The 25664-nt window shown below is 52.8% G+C and carries 23 protein-coding genes; 6 read left to right on the forward strand and 17 right to left on the reverse strand.

Annotation, left to right across the window (positions count from 1 at the left end):
- Window positions 1-16: 16 nt before the first annotated feature.
- The 4 genes from ACETPC_RS13670 (at window position 17) to ACETPC_RS13685 (ending at window position 3353) form a co-directional block, all read left to right on the forward strand.
- The gene (locus ACETPC_RS13670) at window positions 17-652 is read left to right on the forward strand and encodes a PTS lactose/cellobiose transporter subunit IIA (protein ID WP_380182097.1); all 636 of its coding nucleotides are present in this window, start codon (window positions 17-19) and stop codon (window positions 650-652) included.
- Between the two features lie 10 nt (window positions 653-662).
- A complete protein-coding gene (locus ACETPC_RS13675) occupies window positions 663-968 on the forward strand; it encodes a PTS sugar transporter subunit IIB (RefSeq protein WP_380182099.1) in 306 nt (101 codons plus the stop codon).
- Between the two features lie 64 nt (window positions 969-1032).
- Complete coding sequence (locus ACETPC_RS13680) at window positions 1033-2319, forward strand: PTS sugar transporter subunit IIC (RefSeq protein ID WP_380182101.1); 1287 nt, start codon at window positions 1033-1035, stop codon at window positions 2317-2319.
- Entirely contained in the window at window positions 2316-3353 is a 1038-nt protein-coding gene (locus tag ACETPC_RS13685) for a tyrosine-protein phosphatase (protein ID WP_380182103.1), read from the forward strand. Before ACETPC_RS13680 ends, ACETPC_RS13685 begins: the two co-directional genes overlap by 4 nt.
- Window positions 3354-3384: 31 nt before the next feature.
- On the opposite strand, the gene ACETPC_RS13690 is transcribed toward ACETPC_RS13685, so the two are convergent.
- The 10 genes from ACETPC_RS13690 to ACETPC_RS13735 all read right to left on the reverse strand — a co-directional run bounded on the left by ACETPC_RS13690 (window position 3385) and on the right by ACETPC_RS13735 (window position 16245).
- Complete coding sequence (locus ACETPC_RS13690) at window positions 3385-6063, reverse strand: sigma 54-interacting transcriptional regulator (RefSeq protein WP_380182105.1); 2679 nt, start codon at window positions 6061-6063, stop codon at window positions 3385-3387.
- A gap of 34 nt (window positions 6064-6097) precedes the next feature.
- On the reverse strand, window positions 6098-6829 hold the full coding sequence (locus ACETPC_RS13695; RefSeq protein ID WP_380182107.1) for a phosphatase PAP2 family protein: 732 nt from the start codon (window positions 6827-6829) through the stop codon (window positions 6098-6100).
- 180 nt (window positions 6830-7009) lie between these two features.
- Entirely contained in the window at window positions 7010-10234 is a 3225-nt protein-coding gene (gene carB, locus ACETPC_RS13700; RefSeq protein WP_380182109.1) for a carbamoyl-phosphate synthase large subunit, read from the reverse strand.
- A 14-nt stretch (window positions 10235-10248) separates the two neighbouring features.
- On the reverse strand, window positions 10249-11391 hold the full coding sequence (carA, locus tag ACETPC_RS13705; protein WP_380182111.1) for a glutamine-hydrolyzing carbamoyl-phosphate synthase small subunit: 1143 nt from the start codon (window positions 11389-11391) through the stop codon (window positions 10249-10251).
- A 437-nt stretch (window positions 11392-11828) separates the two neighbouring features.
- Window positions 11829-12644, reverse strand: coding sequence for a 4-hydroxy-tetrahydrodipicolinate reductase (dapB, locus tag ACETPC_RS13710; protein ID WP_380182113.1), 816 nt, complete (start codon window positions 12642-12644; stop codon window positions 11829-11831).
- Window positions 12645-12989: 345 nt separating this feature from the next.
- Window positions 12990-13166, reverse strand: a complete 177-nt coding sequence (locus tag ACETPC_RS13715; protein WP_380182115.1) for a hypothetical protein — start codon at window positions 13164-13166, stop codon at window positions 12990-12992.
- 651 nt (window positions 13167-13817) lie between these two features.
- Complete coding sequence (locus tag ACETPC_RS13720) at window positions 13818-14060, reverse strand: hypothetical protein (protein ID WP_380182117.1); 243 nt, start codon at window positions 14058-14060, stop codon at window positions 13818-13820.
- A gap of 351 nt (window positions 14061-14411) precedes the next feature.
- On the reverse strand, window positions 14412-14954 hold the full coding sequence (locus ACETPC_RS13725; RefSeq protein WP_380182119.1) for an acireductone dioxygenase: 543 nt from the start codon (window positions 14952-14954) through the stop codon (window positions 14412-14414).
- Entirely contained in the window at window positions 14951-15637 is a 687-nt protein-coding gene (gene mtnC, locus ACETPC_RS13730) for an acireductone synthase (RefSeq protein ID WP_380182121.1), read from the reverse strand. Before mtnC ends, ACETPC_RS13725 begins: the two co-directional genes overlap by 4 nt.
- Complete coding sequence (locus ACETPC_RS13735; RefSeq protein ID WP_380182123.1) at window positions 15634-16245, reverse strand: methylthioribulose 1-phosphate dehydratase; 612 nt, start codon at window positions 16243-16245, stop codon at window positions 15634-15636. The genes mtnC and ACETPC_RS13735 overlap by 4 nt, the downstream gene beginning before the upstream one ends.
- Before the next feature lie 221 nt (window positions 16246-16466).
- Between ACETPC_RS13735 and ACETPC_RS13740 the strand changes: the two genes are divergently transcribed.
- Both ACETPC_RS13740 and ACETPC_RS13745 read left to right on the forward strand, forming a co-directional pair.
- Window positions 16467-17627 carry a pyridoxal phosphate-dependent aminotransferase gene (locus tag ACETPC_RS13740; protein WP_380182125.1) on the forward strand — a complete coding sequence of 387 codons (1161 nt, stop codon included), beginning with the start codon at window positions 16467-16469 and terminating at the stop codon, window positions 17625-17627.
- Complete coding sequence (locus ACETPC_RS13745; protein WP_380182127.1) at window positions 17615-18382, forward strand: amidohydrolase; 768 nt, start codon at window positions 17615-17617, stop codon at window positions 18380-18382. Before ACETPC_RS13740 ends, ACETPC_RS13745 begins: the two co-directional genes overlap by 13 nt.
- Window positions 18383-18423: 41 nt before the next feature.
- Here the strand turns inward: ACETPC_RS13745 and ACETPC_RS13750 are convergent, their stop codons facing one another.
- The 7 genes from ACETPC_RS13750 to uraH form a co-directional block, all read right to left on the reverse strand.
- Window positions 18424-18735, reverse strand: a complete 312-nt coding sequence (locus tag ACETPC_RS13750) for a PTS lactose/cellobiose transporter subunit IIA (protein ID WP_380182128.1) — start codon at window positions 18733-18735, stop codon at window positions 18424-18426.
- A 1-nt stretch (window position 18736) separates the two neighbouring features.
- Window positions 18737-19042 carry a PTS sugar transporter subunit IIB gene (locus ACETPC_RS13755; protein ID WP_380182130.1) on the reverse strand — a complete coding sequence of 102 codons (306 nt, stop codon included), beginning with the start codon at window positions 19040-19042 and terminating at the stop codon, window positions 18737-18739.
- Window positions 19039-20487, reverse strand: a complete 1449-nt coding sequence (locus ACETPC_RS13760) for a glycoside hydrolase family 1 protein (RefSeq protein ID WP_380182132.1) — start codon at window positions 20485-20487, stop codon at window positions 19039-19041. The genes ACETPC_RS13755 and ACETPC_RS13760 overlap by 4 nt, the downstream gene beginning before the upstream one ends.
- Window positions 20484-21758 carry a PTS sugar transporter subunit IIC gene (locus ACETPC_RS13765; protein WP_380182134.1) on the reverse strand — a complete coding sequence of 425 codons (1275 nt, stop codon included), beginning with the start codon at window positions 21756-21758 and terminating at the stop codon, window positions 20484-20486. Before ACETPC_RS13765 ends, ACETPC_RS13760 begins: the two co-directional genes overlap by 4 nt.
- Window positions 21759-21879: 121 nt before the next feature.
- Entirely contained in the window at window positions 21880-23823 is a 1944-nt protein-coding gene (locus tag ACETPC_RS13770; RefSeq protein ID WP_380182136.1) for a BglG family transcription antiterminator, read from the reverse strand.
- A 99-nt stretch (window positions 23824-23922) separates the two neighbouring features.
- Window positions 23923-25254 carry a nucleobase:cation symporter-2 family protein gene (locus tag ACETPC_RS13775; protein ID WP_380182138.1) on the reverse strand — a complete coding sequence of 444 codons (1332 nt, stop codon included), beginning with the start codon at window positions 25252-25254 and terminating at the stop codon, window positions 23923-23925.
- Window positions 25255-25326: 72 nt separating this feature from the next.
- Window positions 25327-25662: a hydroxyisourate hydrolase gene (uraH, locus tag ACETPC_RS13780; protein WP_380182140.1), complete on the reverse strand. Its 336-nt coding sequence runs from the start codon at window positions 25660-25662 to the stop codon at window positions 25327-25329.
- Between the last annotated feature and the right edge of the window lie 2 nt (window positions 25663-25664).

Here is a 25664-nt window from a genome sequence, read left to right on the forward strand (position 1 = left end):
ACAGGGCCGCGCGGCTTTGCAGATTGCCGCTAAAGCGGATAAAACCGCTGAACGCGGCGACCATTTTCGTCCCTCACCAAAGTTAGTGCCGCGTCTGCCCGCTGTAGCAGGTCGGGCGGCTTTGTGCCTGTCACGATTGGCTTCTGTACTGACCTTAAAAACGGAAAGAACAATTGCTTCCCGGCCAGCATACAGATGGCCGGGATCAGCAAAACACATTAAAACAGTCATAAATAGTTTCTCCTTGCGCTTTGATTTAAAAGCAAATTTTATTGTTGGCACAAAATATGCTCCTGATGATAAAGAGAGTTATTCAATTAAAACATCAGAAGGAATGAGTGCGGAAATGGAGCAAACAGAAGAAATTATCATGCAAATTATCGTCAACAGCGGAGAAGCCCGGAGCCTGTGTCTGAATGCGCTTAAACTGGCTCGGCAGCGCCAATTTGAAGAAGCAGAAGAGCTGCTTTTCCAGGCAAAAGAGCGTCTTTCAGCTGCTCACTCAGTACAAACAACGCTTATTCAGGATGAGATTAGAGGAGAAACTGTGCCCATTAGCTTGATTATGATCCACGCGCAGGATCATTTGATGAATGCGCAGACGGTTCGGGATCTGGTTACTGAAATGATCATGATTACCAAATTAAATTAAGGATAGCGAAATGAAATACAAAATCATGCTGGCCTGCATGGGCGGCTTTTCCACCGGCATGCTGGTAAAAAAAATGCGGGCTGCGGCTCAGGAGAAAAATATGGATGTTGATATTGAGGCCGTCGCCGAGACAGAACTCATGAAGCTGGAATTTCCCGACATTCTTCTGCTTGGGCCGCAGGTAAGCCATATGCTGGCAGATCTACAGACACAATTCCCTTTTCCTGTGAGGGTCATCGAGCCTGTGGATTACGGCATGATGAATGGCGAAAAAGTTCTGGATACGGCACTCAGGGAACTGCAACGGCATCGTTAACGGCTAAGGTCGATATGGAAAGCTGACCTGCGGGTTCTGGCAGGCTGGCAAGCAAGGAGAAGCTATGAGTCACACTTTTAATCTCACTTCGTTCAGAAACGCGCTGCAAAAAATCATGGGCGCCATCCAGAGCAGCAAATATGTTCAGGCCGTTTCCGGCGGCATGATGCTACTGCTGCCCGTTATGATGGTTGGCGCATTTTCCAGTATTCTTGGCAGCATAAATATTGCCTCTTATCAGCATTTCATTGCTGCTTACAGTTTAAAGAGCGCTTTTAACCTGGGATCTTTAGCCACCATTAACGTTATCTCTCTCTATGTTGTTGCGGCCATTTCTTACAAAATGGCGGAAGCATACAAAAAAGACGGCATTCTGGCGTTGCTGGTTGCCCTGATGGTGTTTTTTTTACTGACGCCGGTATCCTCTTTTGAAAAGACAAAGTTTATCGAGATAGTCTTTTTCGGGGCTCGCGGGATGATCGTGGCGATGATAACGGCATTGCTGGCGACCCGCTTATATATTTATCTGCTTGATTTAAATATCTCGCTTAAAATGCCGGACTCCGTTCCCGATTTTGTTTCTAAATCTTTTTCCAGTCTGTTACCCGCCTTTATTATCGCTGCCATCTTTGCTCTTTTCAGCACCGCCGTAGCCGCTACCCGCTACGGCAACGTACACGATTTTATCTATCAGATTATCCAGATGCCGCTACAGGGACTGGGCGCCAGCCTGACGGCCGCTTTGCTAATCGTATTTTTAGCTGAATTTTTATGGTTCTTCGGCATACATGGCACTATGGCAACATCAGCAATTTTATTTACGCTGTTTTATCCCTTTGATGTGGCAAACTTGCAGGCTTTTCAGGCCGGAACGGCGCTACCTTTTATCGTTACCATGACGTTCATTAATGCGCAGAAAGGCCCTCGCTACCTGGCGATGTCGATATTACTGCTCAGATGTAAAAGCGCCCAGATGAAAAGTTTGGGCAAAATAGGCGTTATACCCGGCTGCTTCGGTATCAGCGAACCCTATAAATTCGGTCTGCCGATGGTACTGAACCCGGTTCTGTTCATTCCGCTAATTATGGCAGGCACTATTAATGTCGCCCTTTCCTGGTTTGCTACCGACGCCAATATTATTCCCCGGGTTAACGGGATGCCTCTGCCAGCGGCAGGCACGCCGGAAATCATTAAAGGATTTATGATCGGCGGCTGGCAGATGGCCCTCTGGCATCTGGTCTTATTGCTGGTTGCAATGCTGGTCTATTATCCCTTCCTGCGCTGTATGGACAGGCAAAAACTCGCTATGGAAATGCACCTCAAAACGGACAGCGTTAAGGAGCCATCATGAAATCTCTTGCAAACACCAGGCTACTGCGCTGTTCCAAAAACGTCCTGCGTCTTGAATGGCCGGCATGCAGCCAGCAGAATATCAGCGTCTTTGAATTGTCATTAGACGATCCAGCTTTTTGTCGCCGCATCGGCGAAGGGAAAACCGGGTTAACTATTCACTGTAGCGACTACTATAAACCCTATTTTCTGCTCAAAGCGCCGGATGAAGAAGCGATCCTTTCTGAACGGGTATTGCCGCTGGAGGGCGCCTATAATTTTCGCGATCTTGGCGGTTATGAAACGGATGACGGGCGCTACGTCAAATGGGGAAATCTATACCGTTCCGACCATCTGGCGCGCCTGACCCAGGACGACCTTCACTATCTTGGCTCGCTGCGGCTAAAATCCAATATCGATTACCGCACGCTGGCAGAAGCGGCTAAGCAACCAAACTGCATGCCGGAAGGCGTCACTACTTACCGGTTTATCCCCGATGCAGCCTCTGCCGAACTGGCAGCTAAAGCGGCCAGCGATGCGGATAAAGTCGCTCATCTGCTGACGCTGGCAAAAATCAACAGCGGCGTGATGGATGGCTCTGGTTTGCTGATGCTGGAGCAGTACCGTAGCTTCGTAACCAGCGAGGCGTCGCTGGCAGCTTACCGCAATATGCTTAATTTAATTGCCGACCCTGAAAATCTGCCGGTTAATCAGCACTGTCGTGGCGGCAAGGATCGTACAGGTTTTGGCGCTGCCCTGATCCTGACCCTGCTGGGGGTACGTAAAGAGAGCGTATTTAAAGATTTTATGATGACGGGCGAGCTGAGGAAATACAGGAACCGCCAACGCATGGCGGCCTATCGTCAGGAAACCAGCAACCCTCAGGTTCTGGCTTTTCTCTCTTCGATTATGGAAACACGGGAAGCCTGGCTTGCCGCAGCCTTTGACGAGATCGACCTCAGATATGGTTCATTTAATCGCTATCTGACACAGGGGTTAGGCATTACTCCGACGACGATTGAGCAAATAAAATCGCTGCTGCTGGCGAAAAAGTAGGATCGCCGCTGCTGGCCTGTTGATGCCGTTTTCAGGCCAGCAGAAAAAAGCGGTGGAGGGAGCAGAGTTCGTCATCGGCCAGCCTGACGGCGAACGCCTGCTCTAATGGCTCAAGATGCTGGCGGATCAGCGCTATCGCTGCTGAATGCTCCCGCATATAGTCTTCTTTCTCAGGGAAATCATGCCCGACGGCTCCCTCTCTGTAGCGTTCAAACAGTGAGGCTAAATGCAGGGTCAGACCAATCAACCTGTTGCCGGAAAAGTGAAACGTCAATGCCTCGCCGATATTAGCAGTGAATACCCTGACGTAAGCTAAAAAATCCGCAGGCTGAAGATATCGCAACATCTGCCGCACTGTGCCTTCGAGCATCACCCAGGTCGCTTCCGTATCGATAATTTCCTGAAGTTTATTCAGCCCCTGCCGGTGCAGAACATCCGCCAGATCAAACTGGAGAATCGGCGTTTGTAAAGGAAACGGGCTAATTATGGCCACCACGGTTTGCGTCAGCTGCCGGATTTGCCGATAGATATCCTGCTCGTCGGTAAGACTCAGCGAAATAATATCGATAATATTTTTGCGATGCGCCAGCACGGTTGTGAGTAAATTTTCTACTACTTTTGCCGTGCCTTCACCCGTGGTACATACCGTAATAAGCGCCAGCTTGTTCACTGGTATCGTCGGCTCGGCGACCGCTGGCTGCAAAGCGTGATGACAAATAGCCTGTTCAAACTCCAGGTTAACGTTCAGAACCGAACGATAAATGTCATCAAGAGAGCAACCGTTCATGGCGTGCTGGACGGCTTCTATCACATGCAGAGTGCTGACTAACTGTAAAGCCCGGACATTAACCTCGCAGCGCGCTTCGATAGCGGCTCCGAAAGCTGTCAGAGACCCCATATCAACCAATAAAAGAATGTCAGCCTGTTCCGGCAGGCCATTAATATAGCTGACGATATCTTCCAGCACGGTCTGCGCTTTTACCTCCAGCGGCACGTTAAAAGCCAAGGCATAATCTGTGCCAAGCAGTTCGTTTGCCGTCTCAACGATAGCGCTGGCCGTCCGGCTACCGTGCGCAACTACCAGCACGGTGACGCCCGCCGACCGAGGCTGGCCGAACTCGCTTTCGCTATAGAGAAAGAACATGGCCAAAAAACCTGCTTCATCAACAGGCAAAGTAATTTCCATTACTCTTTCAATCATGCGTAAACAGTCCAGCGCGATGTTGAAAACTGCCTTGTGCGCGGTACGAATGCGATTAAGCTGGGGATTAACAATATGTTTGTTCTGGCGAAGTCGCGCAACAGCCTTTTCTATATGAGTCGCCAGCCCGTAATAAATTTTATTGTCGAACGATTTTTGCAGCATATGACCGGCATAGCTGATGATCTCTTCGGTCAGGTTAAGAACCCTGGCCGACACCAGATTCGCCAGCTTACGGCTGTCAAAACGCCGTGCTGTCTCAGCAAGATAAGTCTGCAAATAACCGGCAATTTCGCTCTCGATTTCTTCTTCGACCACGGCATTATCCATGCCCATGCTTTTTAATTCCGAGACCCGCAGAGCGATCAGATCGTAAATATCCTCCGTCCGATTCTCGTTAAACAGGATCGGCTCATCGCGTCCGGTAAAAGTTATGCTCTGCTTGTTGATGCCGGCTATAACAGGCCATAGCTGACGATGCCCGATGGCGTCGAACAGCGCGGAACGGCTATGAGCTGGCAACATCCGGCTGCATAAATAGACTCTTTTGGCCTTGCCGGAAATATATTCGGCATAGGCGCCCGCGCAGGCAAAATGAATATCCGACTTCAGTTGACCAATATTGCCGGGATAGTCATAGCTGAGCAGTGCCCGCAGCGCGTTAATCGAAACGGTAATGTTCTGTTTCAGGTGGGCCGCTTCATGGTTGAACAAACGGCGGATCAGATCAAAACGCGCCTGGCACGAGCGCTCCCGTAATGCGGGAAGCCGAAGCACCATGGGAAAGCGGCGGGTAAAGGTTCGCAGCAGGCTTTCTTCTGGTTCCTCCGTGGTGGAAGCGAAAATCCGCACCTTAACCCGTCGCTCGCTATCCGTTTCCCCAACTCGGCGGAAGAAGCCTTTATCAATAAAAGTAAAGAACATCTCCTGACCTTCCGGCGGCAGGCGGTGTACCTCATCAAGAAAAAGTACGCCACCATCCGCCTGTTCCAGCAGGCCAATACGATTTTCGGTCGACCCGGTATAGGCACCTTTCTTGCTGCCAAAAAGCTGCCCTGACAGCAACTGCGGATTGCTGGCATAGTCGGCGCAGTTAAAAATAATAAAAGGCGCGGCGGCTGGCAGCTGGTGCACAGCCCTGGCGTAATCATACATCAGCTCGGCAAACAAAGATTTGCCTACGCCCGTCTCGCCTGAGATCAAAACATTCATGCCCGCAGGCGGATAAAGCACGGCCGCCTTCGCCTGGGCGATGGCCGCATGTAAGCTGGGATCGGCAAAGCGGCTAAAGGCATCTGTCTCGGCATCAATCGGCCCGCGCGGCTCCAGAGGAAAATAGAGCACCGGTTTTCCCCGGCTTTTTCTGACCCGGCCTGCTGCGACAAGCTTATTTAAATCGCTACTGACGTTCGCCCGCCCCACGCCCGTCAGCTGTGCGATTCGCAGTGTGGAAATTCCCTGCTCGCCTGCCTCTTTTTTCAGGCAGTTATAAATTTTCTCTATACGCATAGCCGACCTTATTTACCGGCAACAGCTTCCGGCCTCACGAGGCGAGACGAGCGAACTCTTCTTTCGCTTTTTGCAGCTGGCGGGCAAAGTTTTCATCAGCATGCAGGCGGGCCACAATCGCACTGCCTACCACCCGCGCGGCCGTTACGTCGCTTTGCCAGTGATAGCCGCAGATAACCCGGCTTTGCCCCAGCTCGTAACCCCGTTTAAGAATGACATCCTGCCTGGCCGGATTGATTTCAGAGAGTACCAGCGCGGTTGCCCAACCGATTGAGGTATGGCCGGAAGGATAAGAGCCGTCTCTGGAGAGATGTTCCTGATCTTCAGGTCGGCAGGTCGGTTCGTTATAAAAAGCAAAGGGTCTGATGCGCATATAGCGTTTTTTGGCGGTGCGGGTAGCGAGCGTGCCTGCATCTTCGATCATTTTCGTCATCAGGCGATGAATTTCCGGCGTTTTTTCTTTGCTGATTTCATGGCCGAAGGCCGCGGAAAAGACCTCTGGCAGGCCGTTGCCACCAACGTGCGCATCCTGCCACGCCTGCTTCCCGCGCGGCGTATTTCTCAGCAATTTAGCCGCATCGTACTGCGCTTTATCGTTGAGAAATTCGATGCTGTCTCCCGCTGGCGGCGGCGGCAGCAAAGCCAGACTGTCAAAAGACTGGGACTCTTTCAGGAAAAACAGATCGGGGTCGGTAGTGACGTCAAAAACGGCAAAAGAGGGAAAGGCGATGGCCAGGGTAATAGCGGCAAAAAGTGTTTTCTTCATTAAAATCCCTTATATATTAGCTAAGTAGTAATGCTCCATGGTGGGGGGTGACTATAAGAAATTGTCGCTGGCCGCGCCGCTGGCGAGATCACAAATTCAGCAGGAGAGCGTCCGGGTTGCTGAACGCTATATAAAAAAATCCCCGCCGAAGCGGGGATTCTGTTAGTTCAGGTAGCTAGCTTAGCCGTTAATCTGCGCATGCATTTCCTGCACTGAAATCACCTGCTCGGTGGGATCCGCATTCAGCGACATCGCCGTGGCAAAACCACCATTCAGCGTGGTGTCGTAGTGCACTTTATACTGCAGCGCGCTGCGGCGGATCAGCTTGGAATCCTCAATTGCCTGGCGTCCTGCCGTGGTATTGACGATATAGGCATACTCACCGTTCTTCAGACGATCCTGAATATGCGGACGGCCTTCGTGCACCTTGTTAACCAGACGCGGATTGATGCCTGCTTCACCCAGCACCACCGCAGTACCGTGCGTGGCATCCAGCTCGAAACCAAACTTTTGCAGCTTGGCGGCCAAATCGACGATGCGTTTTTTGTCGCCGTCGCGCACGGAAAGCAGCGCGCGGCCGCTCTTTTTCATATTGCTCTGCGCGCCCAGCATTGCTTTGGCGAAAGCTTCCGCGAAAGTCCGGCCAACGCCCATCACTTCACCGGTAGAGCGCATTTCCGGGCCGAGGATAGGATCGACGCCCTGGAATTTGTTAAACGGCAGTACCACTTCTTTTACGGAGTAGTAAGGCGGAATCACTTCTTCCGTTACGCCCTGCTCCGCCAGCGTTTTGCCTGCCATCACGCGCGCAGCGACTTTCGCCAGCGGCACGCCGGTCGCCTTGGAGACAAAAGGCACGGTACGGGCGGCGCGCGGGTTGACCTCAATCAGATAAACCTCGTTATCCTTGACGGCAAACTGCACGTTCATCAGGCCGCGTACGCGCAGTTCAAAGGCCAGCTTTTCTACTTGCTGACGCATCACATCCTGAATAGCTTTGCTCAGCGTATAGGCTGGCAGCGAACAGGCCGAGTCGCCGGAATGCACGCCAGCCTGCTCGATATGTTCCATAATGCCGCCAATCAGCACGCGTTCGCCGTCGCAAATCGCGTCAACGTCTACTTCTACCGCATCATCCAGGAAGCGATCCAGCAGTACTGGCGCATCGTTAGAGACGGATACCGCCGTCTGGAAGTAGCGCTTCAGGTCGATTTCGTCATAGACGATTTCCATCGCGCGGCCGCCCAGCACGTAAGAAGGACGCACTACCAGCGGATAGCCGATAGCGGCCGCTTTCTCGACCGCCTGCTCCAGCGCCGTTACCGTGGCGTTGGCTGGCTGCTTCAGGCCCAGGCGATCTACTGCCTGCTGGAAACGCTCGCGGTCTTCCGCGCGGTCAATAGCATCCGGGCTGGTGCCGATAACCGGCACGCCAGCAGCTTCTAATTCGCGAGCCAGCTTAAGCGGAGTCTGGCCGCCGTACTGTACGATCACGCCTTTTGGCTTCTCAATACGTACGATTTCCAGCACGTCTTCCAGCGTAACCGGCTCAAAGTACAGACGGTCGGAAGTATCGTAGTCGGTAGAAACGGTCTCAGGGTTACAGTTAACCATGATGGTTTCGAAACCGTCTTCGCGCAGCGCCAGCGCGGCATGAACGCAGCAGTAGTCGAATTCGATACCCTGACCGATACGGTTTGGCCCGCCGCCCAGCACCATGATTTTATCGCGATCCTGATTTGGATTCGCTTCGCACTCTTCTTCATAAGTTGAGTACATATAAGCGGTGTCGGTAGAGAATTCCGCCGCACAGGTGTCCACGCGCTTGTAAACCGGATACAGGTTATAGCTTTCGCGCAGCTTACGCACTTCGGATTCCGCTACGCCAGCCAGCGCGGCCAGGCGAGCGTCAGCAAAGCCTTTGCGTTTTAGCGTGCGCAGAAAATCTGCCGTCAGGCCGTTGATGCCCTGACGCGCTACCTGCTCTTCCAGACGCACCAGCTCTTCAATCTGCACCAGAAACCAGCGGTCAATATTGGTCAGGTTGAAGACGCCGTCTACGGACATTCCGGCGCGGAAAGCGTCGGCAATGTACCAAATACGATCGGAACCGGCATCTTTCAGCTCGCGGCGAATAGTGGTCAGCGCTTCCGCATCGTTCAGATCCACTTTCGGGTCGAAACCGTGCGCGCCGACTTCCAGGCCGCGCAGGGCTTTCTGCATAGATTCCTGCAGCGTGCGGCCAATCGCCATCACTTCACCCACGGATTTCATCTGCGTGGTCAAACGGTCGTTAGCGCCCGCAAATTTTTCGAAGTTGAAGCGAGGGATTTTAGTCACGACATAGTCGATTGAAGGCTCGAACGACGCTGGCGTGCGTCCGCCGGTGATGTCGTTCATCAGCTCATCCAGCGTGTAGCCTACGGCCAGCTTGGCGGCGATTTTCGCAATCGGGAAGCCGGTGGCTTTAGAAGCCAGCGCGGAAGAACGGGAAACGCGCGGGTTCATTTCGATAATGATCAGACGGCCATTCTCCGGGTTGACCGAGAACTGCACGTTTGAACCGCCGGTTTCCACGCCGATTTCACGCAGCACCGCCATCGAGGCGTTACGCATGATTTGATATTCTTTATCGGTCAACGTTTGCGCAGGCGCTACGGTAATAGAGTCGCCGGTGTGAATGCCCATGGCGTCAAAGTTTTCAATGGAGCAGACAATGATGCAGTTATCATTTTTGTCGCGCACTACTTCCATTTCATACTCTTTCCAGCCAATCAGCGACTCATCGATCAGCAGCTCGTTGGTCGGCGAGAGGTCAAGACCGCGCTCGCAAATCTCTTCGAACTCTTCACGATTGTAAGCAATACCGCCGCCGGTGCCGCCCATGGTAAAGGAAGGACGGATAATGCACGGGAAGCCTACGTCTTCCGCCACCTTCAGCGCTTCTTCCATATTGTGCGCGATGCCGGAACGTGCGGTTTCCAGACCGATTTTCTTCATCGCCACGTCAAAACGGCGACGATCTTCTGCTTTGTCGATGGCGTCCGCCGTCGCGCCAATCATGGCGACGCCGAACTCTTCCAGCACGCCCTGACGCTCCAGCTCCAGCGCACAGTTCAGCGCGGTCTGGCCGCCCATAGTTGGCAGCACCGCATCCGGACGCTCTTTCTCGATGATTTTGCGCACGACTTCCCAGTGAATAGGCTCGATATAGGTCGCATCGGCCATTTCCGGGTCGGTCATGATAGTCGCCGGGTTAGAGTTTACCAGGATAACGCGGTAACCCTCTTCACGCAGCGCTTTACAGGCCTGTGCGCCTGAATAGTCGAATTCGCAGGCCTGGCCGATAACGATTGGGCCAGCGCCAAGGATCAGGATACTTTTTATGTCGGTACGTTTTGGCATGTTCTCGCTCCTGATTATTTATTTGAACGGTAGGCTTCGATCAGTTCGATAAAGTGATCGAACAGCGGTGCGGCATCGTGCGGGCCGGGGCTGGCTTCAGGGTGGCCCTGGAAGCTGAACGCCGGTTTATCCGTGCGGTGAATACCCTGCACCGTATGGTCAAACAGCGAGGTATGGGTGATGCGCAGGTTCGCTGGCAGATTATTGTTGTCTACGGCGAAACCGTGGTTTTGCGCGGTAATCATCACGGTGTTGTTATCATGATCTTTAACCGGATGGTTGCCGCCGTGGTGGCCCAGCTTCATTTTCACGGTTTTTACATCACTCGCCAGCGCCAGCAGCTGGTGGCCCAGGCAGATGCCGAATACCGGAATTTCCGTTTCCAGGAAGGCTTTAATCGCGTCGATAGCGTAATCGCAAGGCTCCGGATCGCCCGGGCCGTTGGAAAGAAAAATCCCGTCCGGGTTCATTTTCAGCACTTCTGCCGCTGGCGTTTGCGCCGGCACTACCGTCAGGCGGCAGCCGCGATCCACCAGCATACGCAGGATATTACGCTTAACGCCATAATCGTAAGCAACCACGTGGTAAGGCAGCTCTTCTTCTTTCTTCGGCGTCGGCAGACCGCCCAGCGTCCAGCTGCCCTGCAGCCACTTATAGCTTTCTTTGGTAGTGACTTCTTTCGCCAGATCCATGCCCTTCAGGCCCGGGAAAGCTTTTGCTTTCTGTAGCGCCAGTTCGGCATCAGGCGCGTCGCCTGCGATGATGCAGCCGTTCTGCGCGCCTTTTTCACGCAGCAGGCGGGTCAGCTTACGCGTATCAATATCGGCAATAGCCACGATATTCAGGCGCTGAAGATAGGCAGACAGCCCTTCTTCATTACGGAAGTTGCTGGCAATCAGCGGCAGATCGCGGATAACCAGACCTTCGGCGTGAACCTGAGCGGACTCTTCGTCTGCGATATTAGTGCCGACGTTGCCGATATGAGGATAGGTAAGAGTAACAATCTGGCGGGAATAGGAAGGATCAGTGAGGATTTCTTGATAACCGGTCATCGAAGTGTTGAAAACAACTTCTCCCACGGCCGTTCCGGTTGCCCCAATGGCCCGACCGTGGAATTGGGTTCCGTCTTCCAGAACCAATAGCGCTGACTTAATCAAAACATCCTCCAGAGAATAAACAGTCACATTATTTGCATATTAATTCAGAGAGACCCCTTAAATCAATGCAAAAACCGCCTGACTGCTCGATTTTTGGCAAATTGCGCGCATTCTAATGATCGCTCTGGCTAATGTCCACCCTTAAGCATGGTTTTTTACGCAACTGGTGAGCAAGATAGTCAATAACCGCCAAAAACAGCAGCTATCATAGTGATAAAAACGGTTGCCTGTGGAAATCAATAGCAAAAAGCAGAAAGTCAGCATAAATAGCAGACCAAATGGTCAAAATTAATGTGAACTCCGCTACAAAAACGGCACAAATAGTCATAAAATCCGATTTATGGATAAATAATTAGTTTAACCCTTAAAAAAACAAAAAGGGCACACTAAGCACCCTTAACTATTTGTTTATAAAGAATATATAATTAACGAATAGATCAGATATTTTCGAGATTAAGCACGTCACGCATATCAAACAAGCCTGTTTTCCTAGACTTTACCCACTCAGCCGCGCGAACCGCGCCTTTGGCAAAAGTCATTCGGCTCGAAGCCTTATGCGTAATCTCAATGCGTTCGCCGATATCGGCAAACATCGCCGTATGCTCGCCAACGATATCGCCAGCGCGTACCGTAGCAAAACCAATAGTTTGCGGCTTGCGCTCGCCAGTATGGCCTTCACGACTGTAGACCGCATGCTCGTTGAGATCCCATGCCATAGCATCGGCAATAGCCTCTCCCATCGCCAGCGCGGTGCCGGATGGTGCATCGACCTTATGCCGATGATGCGCTTCTGTGATTTCGATATCAGCATAGTCGCCCATCACTTTGGCCGTTTTTTCCAGTAGCTTCAGCACCAGATTCACACCAACGCTGAAGTTAGCGGCGAACACGATGGCAATCTCCTGCGCAGCCGCTTTAATCGCTGCTTTACCCGCTTCGTCAAAACCCGTGGTGCCGATAATCATCGCTTTCTGATGCTGGCGGCAAAAAGCCATATACTCCAGCGTGCCTTCCGGACGCGTAAAATCGATCAATACGTCAAACTCATCTGCGACCAGCCGATCGCTGACTTTGATCCCCAGCGCGCCGATCCCGGCCAGTTCGCCCGCATCGCTGCCGATAAGCGAAGAGCCTTCTCGCGCCAGCGCGGCGCCTAACGACACGCCTTGCGCTTCGTGAGCAGCCTGAACCAGCTGGCGCCCCATGCGACCAGTAACGCCGACGATAGCCAGGCGAATATGTGCATCTTTCATAGTGGATCCTTTGAGGTTATGCCTGCAAAACGCCAACAGGTTAACCGGGCAAGGAAGGCTGTGCCATAACAAAATCTCAGGATAAGAATTTCAGGCCGGGCGGATAAAGTTATCAGTAAAACCAATCCGCAGCCTGTTTGCAGGGCCGCTGGCCGCCGTTGACAAAAAAGTAGCTACTCTGCCAATGCGCGGGAAGAAATTGACGAAAAGAAAAAAAGCCGTTCTGTTTATCGGCTTTAAGGTAATAATTAATTTATACAGCCGTTTTACGTTTTTAAAATAGTTGTCTGATTGGAACCAACTATCAGGCCGCCGCGGACGGCCTGATAAATAACACCGTACTAATTAAGATGTTGTGCCGGTACCAGAGCTTGAGCCGGAACCGGAACTTGAGCCAGAGCTTGAACTGGACAAGCCAAAAATGCTTAATAAGGCGCTAAAAATACTATTAAAAACAGTGCCCAAACTGCTGAAGCAGCCGCCGCTGACTTCATTAACTTCCTGTGGGTTTAACTCTCTCATTGTATGTTTCCTTTCATTAATAAGTGAGTCCCTGCAGCTGAAAACCATTAGCGTTTATCCAGGTTTTTTAGCTGACAGAGAGTAGCAATTTTTACAAGGTGCTATACGTAACCGGCATAGCCATTAGCGACAGCAAGTTAAATATAGCCAGCGCATGGTAACAAGAGAAATTAGTTACTTCAATTATTTTTACCTTTCCCCTAAAAATAACTAAAGGATAATTATATTTCAGATTAACCTGAGATAAGGGATATTTGGAAAAATTAAAATAGATAATTCAGGAATTATTGTTTATAGTGCATAAAACACCTTATAAATATCCAGAACCCTGTATAGGGTAAAAAGTAAATTACGGCAGTTATTACACACCAATGCGTGCTTATTATTTTTTTGAAAAGCAATAACCCCTGTTAATCGTTAAGGGCCATTCTTAATCAACGAGCTTTATTTGACGATGGTTTGGGTAGTAAATGCGCAGCTATGTGCTGAATTTACTGGTCGCATCCGTTCAGGCTTCGCATACCTGCCACCCACTATCGGCTTTTACGTAGTTTGCCATAAAAAGAGGGGGAAGCCAGACAAAACTGAGCAACAAGAAACTGGCGTCTGATACGCCTTAAATAAAGGTGTATCAGACTGCCAGAGGTTTTATCAGGTCACATCAGGCTCTGGAAAGGGAGTCGGGGCTGGTGATGGATAAGGAGTCGGCCCTGGCGATGCAAACGGAGGAGTATTATTCCCCTGGTGAATGCCATTTAACAAGACTATGCCGCCCAGGATAATAAAACCGGCTGTAAATAGCCCGGCAGCAAAGGAGAGCCCGGCCAGATTAATATTGCTGACAAACGAGCCGCCGCTGACGTAGCCTGTTTCCTGCGTGGTTATCTCTCTCATTTCAGTCTTCCTTCTACGATTTATTACGCCTTTAATTAGCGCGATAACTCTTATTAATTTCCATAAAACTTTCTCGCCACAGTTTGCGGCCCGTAAAAATATGCAATAAAGCACCACCAGAATAAATAAAGGCGACTCGCAAAAAAATATTTTCCGGATAAATGCCCGGGCTAATCAAACTGTGGCGTATAGCCAAAAAAACGCCCCGATTAATGGCTAAATAACAGTAGCCCTTAACGCAAAAAGCCCGGTGGTCGTTTCAGCCCGGGCTTTTTGCTGCTATGCAGAGCAGCAGCTTCTCGCTACGCTCTTTGAAAAGCTTACTACCCTGCCTGGTTGCTTACAGCCCAGTTAAGGCAGGCGTGGATAAGCATCCGCAATGTTATCGCCGGTAAAATTCGCTATCCAGCCTTCCTGATTATCAAAGATGCGGATTGCGGTAAAGTGTGGCGAAGATCCCATATCGAACCAGTGCGGCGTCCCCGCCGGCACGGAGATCAGGTCGTTTTTCTCACACAGAATCTGGTAAATATGCCCATCCAGATGCAGACAGAACAGCCCGGCGCCTTCGACAAAAAAACGTACTTCATCTTCGCCATGCGTGTGCTCGGAAAGAAATTTTTCGCGCAGCGTCTCTTTTTGCGGATTATCCGAGCGCATGCTGATGACATCCCAGCTTTGATAGCCCTTCTCTGCCACCAGCCGATCGATGGCGTGCTGGTAGGCTTTAATTACCGTTTCCGGCTGGGGATCCACGCCCAAATCGCGGTTCGCTTCCCAGCGCTCGAAGCGCACGTTTTTGCTGTTGAGCTTGTGGCGAATCTCTTCGGCATCGCTGCTTTGCCAGACTGGCGTGCTGGCTTCGCTGTCGGTAAAAATAGTCAGTGCGCTCATGCAAACCGCTCCGTGTTAATTTCACTAAATTGATTGACCTGACAATGGCTGCTGCCGCTGTCCGCTTCATCGCGAATAAGCTGAACTGTGTACCAGCCAGCTTGCTGCGCGGCATCCAGCTCCTGATGAATATCCGATAAAAACAGCAATTCATTCGGCGGCAGTCCAATATCGGCAGCAATATTCTGATAAGAGGCGGTCTCACGCTTGGCACCGACGCGCGTATCAAAATAGCCGCTGAACAATGAGGTAATATCACCCTCGTCGCTGTAGCCAAATAACAATTTCTGCGCAGCTACTGATCCAGATGAATAAACATACAGTTTTATTCCCTGTGTCTGCCAGGCTTTAAACGCGGGCAGCACATCGGGATAAAGGTGCCCGGTAAAGCTACCGTTCAGATAACCGTCGCGCCAGATCATGCCCTGCAACGCTTTTAGCGAGGTGGATTTGCGATCTTCATCCATAAAGCCGAAAAGCACGGTGATTAAATCTTCAATCGTGGCCTGCGGCTGCGCGATTTCGTCCCGCAGATCGCTTAACGCCTGCGCCACATCTTCACGATGCTGGAATGCGGCGACAAAAGCGGCCAGATTTTCTCGCGCGTAAGGGAAAAGCACGTTATGCACAAAGCGGATATCGCTGGTAGTGCCTTCAATATCGGTGACAATAGCGCGGATCATTTCGCCTCCAGAAGTCTTAGCTGTAATTCACACTGGAACAGAAATTCCAGCCCCTCAAGATGGCGGCGAGCCTCGTTAACGTCGCGCCCCCAGCAGGTAAGGCCGTGTCCGCGCAGCAGAAAGCCGTAGCGCAGCGGATTAACGGCAGCAAAGCTTTCAATCCGGCCCGCCAGCGCGGCAATATCCTGATCGTTATCGAAAAGCGCGATGCTCACGCTATCGAGATGCGAGCTTTGCCCGGCCAGCGTTTTCTGCATTTCATAACCTTGCAGCTTAAGCGCGGCGCCCTTCTCGACCCTGGAAAGCACGGTCGAGTTCACCGTGTGGGTATGCAGTACGGCACCTGCCTCAGGGAACAGTCGGTAAATCAGCGTATGCAGTCCTGTTTCCGCAGAAGGTTTGCGGCCAGAAGCCACGCTGTTATCAGCAATACTGACCCGAATGAAATCCCCACTGGTTAGCGTTCCCTTGTCCTTGCCGGATTCGCTGAGCAGGCAAAATTCGCCGTTTTCACGCACCGACATATTGCCGCCGGTTGCGGGTGCCCAGCCTTTAGCCCCAATCCAGTGGCAGGCCGCCACCAGCTGGTCAAGTTGCGATGTTGTCATAGCCTTCCTTTTTTCTAAGCATGGCATAACGTTATATGTTTAGACGTCTAAGCGTCTTGATTGCCAAATACTATCATCGACGTTATAGTGCGGCAATGAGCTAACACATCATGAACGCCCTTTACTCCTCGCGCTACAGCAAGCCAGCCCTCCAACGAGCAACAGGCAGTTGTCGAAAGCAGGATTAAAGCAGGCCAAAACGTTCCGCAAGGGTACTGATAATGAGCCAGACGTCGATTACGCCTGAGAGTAAGCTTCCCGCACTGGGCACCACTATTTTTTCGCAAATGAGCGCGCTGGCGCAGCAGCATAACGCTATCAATCTTTCTCAGGGCTTTCCCGACTTCGACGGCCCGGACTATCTGAAAGCGCGGCTGGCACATCATGTGAGCGCAGGCGCCAACCAGTATGCGCCAATGACCGGCGTGCAGCCGCTGCGAGAAGCGATTGCGGCGAAAACGGCAGAGCTGTATGGCTACAGGCCTGACGTTGACAGCGAGATTACGGTTACGGCAGGCGCTACCGAAGCTCTCTACGCGGCCATTACCGCGCTGGTACGCCCGGGCGATGAGGTTATTTGCTTTGATCCAAGCTACGACAGCTATGCACCAGCGGTAACGCTGGCTGGCGGCGTAATGAAACGTATCGCGTTACAGCCACCAGCCTTCAACGTTGACTGGCAGACGTTTACCGATCTACTTTCCCCGCGCACTCGCCTGGTGATCCTGAATACGCCGCATAATCCTTCCGCTACCGTCTGGCAAAAAAGCGATTTTGAGTCGCTGTGGCAGGCGGTCAAAGCGCAGGAAATTTATGTCCTGAGCGATGAAGTATACGAACATATTTGCTTTGCAAAGGAAGGTCACGCCAGTGTACTGGCGCATCCTCAGCTACGCGAACGCGCGATTGCCGTTTCCTCTTTTGGCAAAACTTTTCATATGACCGGCTGGAAGGTCGGCTATTGCGTAGCGCCAGCGGCTTTAACGGCGGAGGTACGCAAGGTGCATCAGTATCTGACCTTCGCGGTCAATACGCCCGCGCAGCTGGCGCTGGCCGATATGCTTAACGCCGAGCCTGAGCACTACCGCGAGCTGCCCGCTTTTTATCAGGCGCGCCGCGACCGCTTTGTGCAGGCGCTGGCAACAAGCCGTCTGAAAATCCTGCCGTGCGAGGGCACTTATTTTCTGCTGGCCGACTATAGCGCCATTTCCGATCTGGACGATGTCGCCTTCTGCCAGTGGCTGACCAAAGAAGCGGGCGTCGCGGCAATTCCGCTGTCGGTGTTCTGCGCCGCACCTTTCCCTCATAAACTCATCCGCCTGTGCTTCGCCAAGCAGGAAGCCACGCTGGATGCCGCTGCGGAGCGCCTGTGTCAACTTTGAAGCTCAGCGTTTTACAACAGCCGCTGGTCTGGATGGACGGCGAAGCCAACCTGCGTTTTTTTGACGGCCTGCTTAGCGGCCTGAAAGACCGCGATTTGATCGTGCTGCCGGAGATGTTTACTACCGGCTTTGCCATGGAAGCAGCGCAAAGCTCGCTGCCGGAAGCGCGCGTGGTGGAGTGGCTACAGGAAAAAGCCAGCGCGGCCAACGCCATGGTTGGTGGTAGCGTCGCTATTCAGACCCTGCAAGGCGCAGTAAATCGTTTCCTGCTGGTCGAGCCGGACGGCACAACGCATCGCTATGACAAGCGTCATCTGTTTCGCATGGCTGGCGAGCACAACCACTACCGGGCAGGCGCAAGCCGTGAAATCATTGCTTTTCGCGGCTGGCGCATTCTGCCGCAGATTTGCTACGACCTGCGCTTTCCGGTTTTTTCCCGCAACCGTAATGATTACGATTTGGCGCTCTATGTTGCCAACTGGCCAGCGGCGCGGTCAGCGCATTGGCAGGCGTTGCTGCTGGCGCGGGCAATTGAAAACCAGGCGTATGTAGTTGGTTGCAACAGGGTCGGTACGGACGCTAACGGCCATAGCTACAGCGGCGATAGCCGGATTATCAGTCCGCTGGGCGATATAATAGCCGCTGGCGAACCGCACCAGCCTGCCGTACTGAATGCAGAGCTGGCGCTGGAGACGTTACGTGAATATCGCGAGCGCTTTCCGGCGTGGCGCGATGCGGATAATTTTAGCCTGTAATGCAGAGTTAGGGCCCGGCGCTGGCTGCGTCGGGCTTTTCCTTAATGAACCAGCAGACGCTGATAGAGCGCGACAAATTCCTCGCTCAATATTTTGAAATTTTCTGCGCTCATCATCTGATCTTCAGCATGAATAAGAATCAGCGGCAGCCGCTCCTGCAAACCGTTCATCTCTGCTTCCACCAGCCGGGCATGCACCGCATGTCCCTGGCTGTAGCTCTCTTTGCCGCTTTCTATTAGCGTCTGCGCCCGGGCAAAATGCCCTTTTTTCGCCTCCTGGATCGCCTCGATAAAGGACGAGCGGGCTTCACCCACGTGGCAAATCAGTTCAAAACAGATGTTTTCCATATCCATATTATTTTGCTTCCAGCCTGGCCAGCGCCTCGCGCAGGATCTTTTCGCCGTTCATGGTGCCGTAGTCCATGGTATCGATAACGCACACGGGCACGGGCTGCGCCGCCTCCTGCACCTTTTCTTTTAAGAAACGAATTTGCGGCCCAAGCAGAATAATATCCGTTCCCGCCAGATGTTCGTTTAAGGCTTGTTCCGGAATAGCTTTAATAGCGACGTTAACCGCCATATTTTCCGCTGCTTCCTGCATTTTTTTCACCATGATGCTGGTCGACATCCCGGCGGAACACATCAGTAAAATCTTTTTCATCGAAAACTCTCCTGTTCAGTTGTGAAAAGCGCGCTTCCCTGACTTTCGATCACGTTCTGGTACCAGTAAAAACTGGCCTTTTTAAAGCGCTTCAGCGTTTTTAAATCCTTATCTTCTCTGTCCACGTAAACAAAACCATAGCGTTTGCCATAGCCGTTGCTGGTGCTCATCACATCCATGAAAGACCAGGCGTAATAGCCCAGTACGGGAACGCCCTCAGCCATTGCCAGCCGCATTTGCACAAGGTGTTTTTGCAGATAGTCGATCCGGTATAAATCAGCGATTTCGCCGTCCGCCAGCGTGTCGCGAGCGCCCAGCCCGTTTTCCGTGATCATCAGCGGCAGCTGATAGCGATCGTAAAGCCTGCGGCAGGCGATACGCAGCCCTACGGGATCTATCTCCCAGTCCCAGTCGTTGCGGGGCAGATAAGGGTTGCTGTCGCCCGCGTAAAGGCCTGGAAAGGCCGGGTAAGTAAAACCGCCCTGTTGGCCGTCGGGATTAAAATCGGGCTGCTGCTGCCGGCTTTCTTCCGGGCAGTGCTTAGCTACGTCGCTCTGATAGTAGTTAAAGGCGATAAAGTCAGGTTTTACGCTGCCGATCTCCGCCAGTTCGTCAGGTGGCAAACGGATATCCAGCCCCCGGCGAGCAAAAAAGCTGACCACGGCCGGGTTCTGTCGCCCCAGGCACAGCAGATCGAGCGGATAAAAAGTCCGAAATTCATCTTCGTTCAGCGCGGCCAGCACATCTTCCGGCGCACAGGTAGCCGGATAGGCGACGGCATAACCAATACAGGGCCCGATGCTGGCCTGGGGCAGCAGCTGGCGGCAAAGCTTTATTACTCGGGCATTCGCCAGCGCCATCACGCGGCTGACCTGAAAGCGCCAGGTTTCTACCTCTACACCTTGCGGCACACCGCCGATTAAATCGGGATAGAGAACAACATTATTGGACTCGCATATCGTCATAAAGTGGCGGACACGATCGCCAAACGATCGAAAACAGGTTTCAGCGAAACGCAGAAAATCATCAATCATCCGGTCGCTGTACCAGCCGCTATAGCGCTCCTGCAGCGCCTGCGGATGGTCGAAGTGATAAAGCGTAATCAGTGGCGTAATGTCGTTTTCCAGTAATACATCGATCAGTTGATGGTAAAAAGCGATGCCGGGCTGGTTCAGGGTTACGCCATCCGGATAAATACGCGTCCAGGCAATGGAAAAACGGTAGGACTTCAGCCCCAGCTCTTTCATCAATGCCACATCCTCGCGGAAGCGGTGATAATGATCGGATGTTACCGAGGTGTCGTGAAAGGCGTTGCAGTGATTTTTGGCATCCTGCACGGAAACGCCTTTGCCGTCGCGATCGAATGCACCTTCGACCTGATAGGCGGCAGTCGCCGCGCCCCATAAAAAATCTGCCGGAAAAGCGGCCTGTACAGGATGGCTCATGCGGTAGTTTCCTTTTCAATGTTTGCCGCTTCTTCACGCTCTTTCAGATAAAGCTGCCGGTCAGCGATACGGAAGAAGGGATAGTAGATAAGCAGCGAAATCACTACGATCAGCAAAGACCATAGCGTGGTGGAGAGGCTGCCGCCGGTCATCAGAAATCCCACGATAAAGCCCGGCGTGGTCCAGGGCAGATTGGCGACATGCGGCAGATCGATCACGCCATGCTGCATAAGCAGATAGGTTGTGCCAGCGAGCAGGCCCGGCGTAAAGATAAAAGGCAGCAGAAAAAGCGGATTGAAACAGACTGGCGTGCCGAAAATGACCGGTTCGTTAATGTTGAAAATACCCGGCCCCAGCGACATGCGCCCCAGCTTTCTGAAATACTGGCTTTTTGCCGTTAGCGACATCAGTAACACCAGCCCCAGCGTCGCGCCCGTCCCGCCGGACCAAATCATCGCATCCGTAGCATTGGTTGCGGCATAGAGCACTTCTTCGCCAGCGCGAAAGGCTTGCTCATTCAACGCGCCGTTCTGCATCAGAAAAGGCATCGCCACGCCAATAACGACCTGGGAATTGATGCCGCAAAAAAACACCAGCGCGCAGAGCATATGGTAAACGGCATAGCCCGGCGCCGAATTCAGTACGAAGGTAACCGGAGTCATAACGCGGCTGATAATGGCATTAATATTAAAATGAAATACCACCACCAGTAGGCTAAAAGCCGCCAGCAGAAAAAGAGCGGGCAAAAGCGAAGTAAAAGACTCGCTAACAGCATCCGGCACGCCTTTCGGTAGCCGTATTGCAATATTTTTACGTTTAAACAAGTCCAGGATTTTTAAGGTAATAAAACCGATTAAAATAGCGCTAATCAGGCCGGGCGTCCCCAGCCCCTCCACGTTTAGCGCCAGTTCGCCGCCGGAATAATGATGCTGGCTAAGAATAAACAGGCTGACCGAAGTGGCGATACTGACAAAAATATCCTGCTTATATTCCAGCGCGCCGTAATAAGCGATGCTGGCCGCCGTCAACAGTCCCATCATGCCGGTAGTGGCATTAAAAATCGCGTTAAAAAACGGCTCGGCCGGCGCCATAAAACGCGCGGCAGGCGCCCAGGGAATATTGGAAAAAAGAATTGAAGTGCTGCCGATAATCAACAGCGCCATACAGGCGCACATTGCGTTACGGATAATGGTCAGAGCTTTGTTGCTGCCTACTTTAGCCACCACGGGCATCAGGTATTTTTCCAGCAAAGCGGTTGAGGCATGTTCCATTTTTGTTTTCCTTCTCCATCGGCGCGAAGGTTTCGCGCCTCGCTGCTTTTACAACCGCTATTCTGGCTTTTCTCACCCCATATTCGTATACAGAAAAATGCCGCAGAGGAAGCGGCATTTTTTACAGACGGATTTCCCCCGCCTGCGGCTTCTTATCCTCAGAGCGTAGAAGACTGAGAAAAGCTGAAAAAGTGGCATCAGTGAGCTGTGCCAGCCTGTCCGGGCTTTCCAGCAACGAAATCAGGCAGTCGTACAGAGGGTCAAGAGGCGCCTTTTCACCTTCGCAAATATTCAGTAAAAACAGATAGCGCACTTTTTTTGTGTGCCAGAGGATTGCTGCAGGCAGGATAGCAACGGCGACAAAAGTCTGCTCGCCGCCGGGTTGCAAAGGATGAGGGATAGCTACGCCGTTGCCGAACTCGGTTGAGGAAAGGTGCTCGCGCGCCAGCACTCTTTGCGTGAAGTTCTCGCCGACGGCAACATGGCGAGCGATTCGCTGGCAGAACTCGCTAATCAACGCGTCCCGTTCGCGGCTTTGCAAATCGGTAAAAAAAAGCTCGCGCCGGAAATAAGCTTCAGGAATACCGTAAGCCGCTGGCCGCGCCGCTTGCAGCCACTGCTCTACCCGCGTCAGTTCCTGAAGCTCAGGGAAAGCATTAATGCGCAGCAGCGGCACTTCTGTTGCAAAAGGCACTTCAACGGTCGACAGGATGGCATCGTAACCGCGTAGATCGAACTGTTTCAGCTCATAAAGCTGCACCACGCTGATCCGGCTGAGGCTTTGAGCAAACCGCTGTTTGATGCGGTACAGCAGTAGCTGCGAGCTACCTGTACCGCTGGCACAGACCACCACCACGCTACTTTTGTGCTGCCGCTCCTGCCGCTCCAGCGCCAGCGCAAAGTGCACGGCCAGATAGCCGGTTTCCGCTTCATCCATGCTTAGCCCGGTTTCCTGCCGAATTGTATCCGCGGCCAGTACCGCCATATCAAAAGCCTGGAGATTCTCTTCTTTTATCTGTTGCAGCAGCGGATTTTGTATTTTTAGCTGCCAGCGCAGGCGTTCAAGCATCGGCATTAAATGCAGTGAGAGCAGCTTATACAGCTCAAAATCATCGGCAAAATTAACGTTATAAACGCTGACGAGGCGGCGAATAATCTTGTCAATTAATTGGGAAATATCTGACCTGGCTTCGTCCAGGCACTGTGGGCTGAGGCTGCGCTTGCCGCTCAGATGAATAGCGATAATACAGCGCTCGGTCTCAGGAAAGCGGACGCCAAAAGCCGCTTCAAGACGTGCCGCCAGTTGTCGCGCCGCCAGGTATTCATTGCTGTCCTGTAAGCCTGCGTAGTCTGTCGGCAGCGAAGGTTTTCCGGAAGAGACGGTCAGACGCAGCAAGGCGATTTCCAGATGAACCACCATACTTTGCAATCCGGTATCGGTCAGCTTCAGCTGATTTTCTTCCAGCGTCTCCGCCAGCATTGCCCTGATTTCGCGGCGTCGGGCCAGCTGCAGCGCGTCGGCATCTGCCGGAAGATTATCATCGTAGAAAAAGTAGCGGGCGATAGCCTGACGCAGGCCAAGTTCGCTGCCGCTGAGTTTAACGCCGCAGGCGGATTTTCCGCTCAGCTGCAGCCCGAAACGGGCCAGCGACTCGCGTACTTCTTTCATGCAGCTATTCAGCGTAGAGCGGCTGACGCACATTTCGTCGGCGAGATCGTCCAGGCGGAGATAATCGCTGGCGGCGAGCAAAGCCCGGATAAGATAATTTACTCTTTCGGTCAGCGTGCGCGGGAGTACGGCATGCCGATCGCTGCCCGGCTGGCGAAAGGCATCAAGCAGTGCGGCATATTTATCGCCATCGCTAACGATCAGCTCATAGCCTACGCCCTGACGGGAAAGCAGCTGCACGCCATCCTGCGCCAGATCCTCCCGATAGCGGGCTATATCGCTGCGCAGCGTTCTGACTTTAATCGCCAGCTTTTTAGCAATTTCCCGTCCGGTCAGCGGGCTGCCCGCCTGATGCAGCAGCGCGATCAGCTTCCGTATCCTTGGATGATAGCTCATAGTCCCTTTTCCTGATTTTAAGCAGCGGCATAAAAACAGACGGACTATAAAAGAGAAGATTCAGGCTTACCGCGCAACGGCTCACAAAATGGCGACAGCTTACCCCGAGCGGCCTTCTGCTATTGCTGCCGGTGCAGTAATCCGGTTAAACAGAATATTTAGCGCTACCGCTACCACGCAGGCCGCGCTGATACCGGAATGAAAAATAGTGCGAACCCAGCCGGGAAACTGGTCGTAAAAAGTCGGCATAACTATGGGGATCATACCGAAGGCGATCGCCGTCGCCACCACTACCAGATTCATATTTTCTTTGTAGTCTACTTTCGCCAGGGTACGAATGCCGGAAGCCGCCACCGTGCCGAAGAGCACCACGCCAGCACCGCCCAGCACCGGCGCTGGAACGGCGGCAACAATCCGTCCCAGCACGGGCAGGCAGCCCAGCAAAACCAGAATCACGCCGCCAGCCGCGACAACATAGCGGCTCTTGATACCGGTGATGGCGACCAGGCCAATATTCTGCGCAAAAGCGCTTTGCGGAAAAGAGTTGAACAGAGGCGAAAGCGCGCTGGTTAGCATATCGGCGCGCAGGCCGCTGGCGATGCGTTTGCTGTCTACTTCCGTACCAACAATTTCGCCGATGGCGATCAGCCCGGCAGTGGTTTCGGTCAGCAGCACCAGCACAATCAGCGTCATCGACAGAATGGCCGCCATATCGAAAACAGGCAGTCCGAAGCTGAAAACGCCCGGCAGCGCCGCTATTTTACCGCTAAGCACGCTGGAGAAGTTGGCTTTTCCGGCCGCAAAAGCACACAGCGTACCGATAACCATTGCGGCCAGAACGGCTACTCTTTTAAATGCTGCGTTGCCTACACGGTTAAATAACAGCACCAGACCCAGCGTCAGCGCAGCCAGCCCGATATTGCCCGGCGAACCCCAACCTGATGCATGGGGATTACCGCCCATTGCCCAGCGCGCGGCTACCGGCATCAGCGACAGGCCGATTACGGTGATTACCGTGCCGGTCACTACCGGTGGAAAAAAGCGGATAATATGAGCGAACAGCGGCGCCATCAGCAGGCCGATCAGGGAAGAAGCGATAACCGCACCAAAGACTACCGGCAGCCCGCCATCGCCTGTTACCAATGTGACCATGGTCGCAACGCCCGCGAAGGAAACGCCCTGTACCAGCGGCAAGCGTGCGCCGAAGCCCGGCACGCCCAGCGCCTGTAACAACGTGGCGCAGCCGCTGACAAATAGCGCCGCCGTTACCAACATGCCGCACTGGGCTGCGGAGAGTCCTGCCGCCGAGCCGATGATCAGCGGCGGCGCGATAATTCCGCCGTACATCGTCAATACATGCTGTAATCCCCAGGCAAAGGATTTGCCTGCCGGATAACGAGTATCTTCTGGCCTGACGCTTCTGATAGTCATAGTAGTGCCCTCTGACGGGGAGCGGCCCCGCTGTTATCTGCCTTGCAGGCCGCGTGACCTGCGGTTAAAGGTTCAGCTCCCGCGATAGGTTGACCACGACCACGGTGAGATTAAGAAAGGAAGATGGTAATGACTGCCCGTTTCCGGCAGCACAAAGTCGATCTGGGCGCTGACGTAAAGCGCGTCGCGTCCTTCGGCAGCAAAGTAGTCGCCGATTTCAGCAATCAAACGGTAGTGGCCGGGCGCCAGCGGTTCCGGGGTTAAATCTTTAATACGCCCGTCCGCGTCGGTCTCTCCCTGAGCTACCGGCAGCCAGCCCTGGCTACTGTTCTGCTCCAGCGATACCGCTACACCAATGGCTGGTTTGCCCAACGCGGTATCCAGGATATGGGTGGTGATGGTGCTCATTA

The organism is Pantoea sp. sgz302252 (assembly GCF_042610525.1).
GTDB lineage: Bacteria > Pseudomonadota > Gammaproteobacteria > Enterobacterales > Enterobacteriaceae > Erwinia.

What these genes read in the sequence shown, in the direction of transcription:
- ACETPC_RS13765 (WP_380182134.1), bottom strand. Translation starts at nt 21,758, where the DNA reads ATGGAACATGCCTCAACCGCTTTGCTGGAAAAATACCTGATGCCCGTG.
- ACETPC_RS13720 (WP_380182117.1), bottom strand. Translation starts at nt 14,060, where the DNA reads ATGAGAGAGATAACCACGCAGGAAACAGGCTACGTCAGCGGCGGCTCG.
- ACETPC_RS13735 (WP_380182123.1), bottom strand. Translation starts at nt 16,245, where the DNA reads ATGACAACATCGCAACTTGACCAGCTGGTGGCGGCCTGCCACTGGATT.
- ACETPC_RS13775 (WP_380182138.1), bottom strand. Translation starts at nt 25,254, where the DNA reads ATGACTATCAGAAGCGTCAGGCCAGAAGATACTCGTTATCCGGCAGGC.
- dapB (WP_380182113.1), bottom strand. Translation starts at nt 12,644, where the DNA reads ATGAAAGATGCACATATTCGCCTGGCTATCGTCGGCGTTACTGGTCGC.
- ACETPC_RS13675 (WP_380182099.1), top strand. Translation starts at nt 663, where the DNA reads ATGAAATACAAAATCATGCTGGCCTGCATGGGCGGCTTTTCCACCGGC.
- ACETPC_RS13760 (WP_380182132.1), bottom strand. Translation starts at nt 20,487, where the DNA reads ATGAGCCATCCTGTACAGGCCGCTTTTCCGGCAGATTTTTTATGGGGC.
- ACETPC_RS13715 (WP_380182115.1), bottom strand. Translation starts at nt 13,166, where the DNA reads ATGAGAGAGTTAAACCCACAGGAAGTTAATGAAGTCAGCGGCGGCTGC.
- mtnC (WP_380182121.1), bottom strand. Translation starts at nt 15,637, where the DNA reads ATGATCCGCGCTATTGTCACCGATATTGAAGGCACTACCAGCGATATC.
- ACETPC_RS13690 (WP_380182105.1), bottom strand. Translation starts at nt 6,063, where the DNA reads ATGCGTATAGAGAAAATTTATAACTGCCTGAAAAAAGAGGCAGGCGAG.
- uraH (WP_380182140.1), bottom strand. Translation starts at nt 25,662, where the DNA reads ATGAGCACCATCACCACCCATATCCTGGATACCGCGTTGGGCAAACCA.
- carB (WP_380182109.1), bottom strand. Translation starts at nt 10,234, where the DNA reads ATGCCAAAACGTACCGACATAAAAAGTATCCTGATCCTTGGCGCTGGC.
- ACETPC_RS13770 (WP_380182136.1), bottom strand. Translation starts at nt 23,823, where the DNA reads ATGAGCTATCATCCAAGGATACGGAAGCTGATCGCGCTGCTGCATCAG.
- ACETPC_RS13680 (WP_380182101.1), top strand. Translation starts at nt 1,033, where the DNA reads ATGAGTCACACTTTTAATCTCACTTCGTTCAGAAACGCGCTGCAAAAA.
- ACETPC_RS13740 (WP_380182125.1), top strand. Translation starts at nt 16,467, where the DNA reads ATGAGCCAGACGTCGATTACGCCTGAGAGTAAGCTTCCCGCACTGGGC.
- ACETPC_RS13685 (WP_380182103.1), top strand. Translation starts at nt 2,316, where the DNA reads ATGAAATCTCTTGCAAACACCAGGCTACTGCGCTGTTCCAAAAACGTC.
- ACETPC_RS13695 (WP_380182107.1), bottom strand. Translation starts at nt 6,829, where the DNA reads ATGAAGAAAACACTTTTTGCCGCTATTACCCTGGCCATCGCCTTTCCC.
- ACETPC_RS13725 (WP_380182119.1), bottom strand. Translation starts at nt 14,954, where the DNA reads ATGAGCGCACTGACTATTTTTACCGACAGCGAAGCCAGCACGCCAGTC.
- ACETPC_RS13755 (WP_380182130.1), bottom strand. Translation starts at nt 19,042, where the DNA reads ATGAAAAAGATTTTACTGATGTGTTCCGCCGGGATGTCGACCAGCATC.
- ACETPC_RS13750 (WP_380182128.1), bottom strand. Translation starts at nt 18,735, where the DNA reads ATGGATATGGAAAACATCTGTTTTGAACTGATTTGCCACGTGGGTGAA.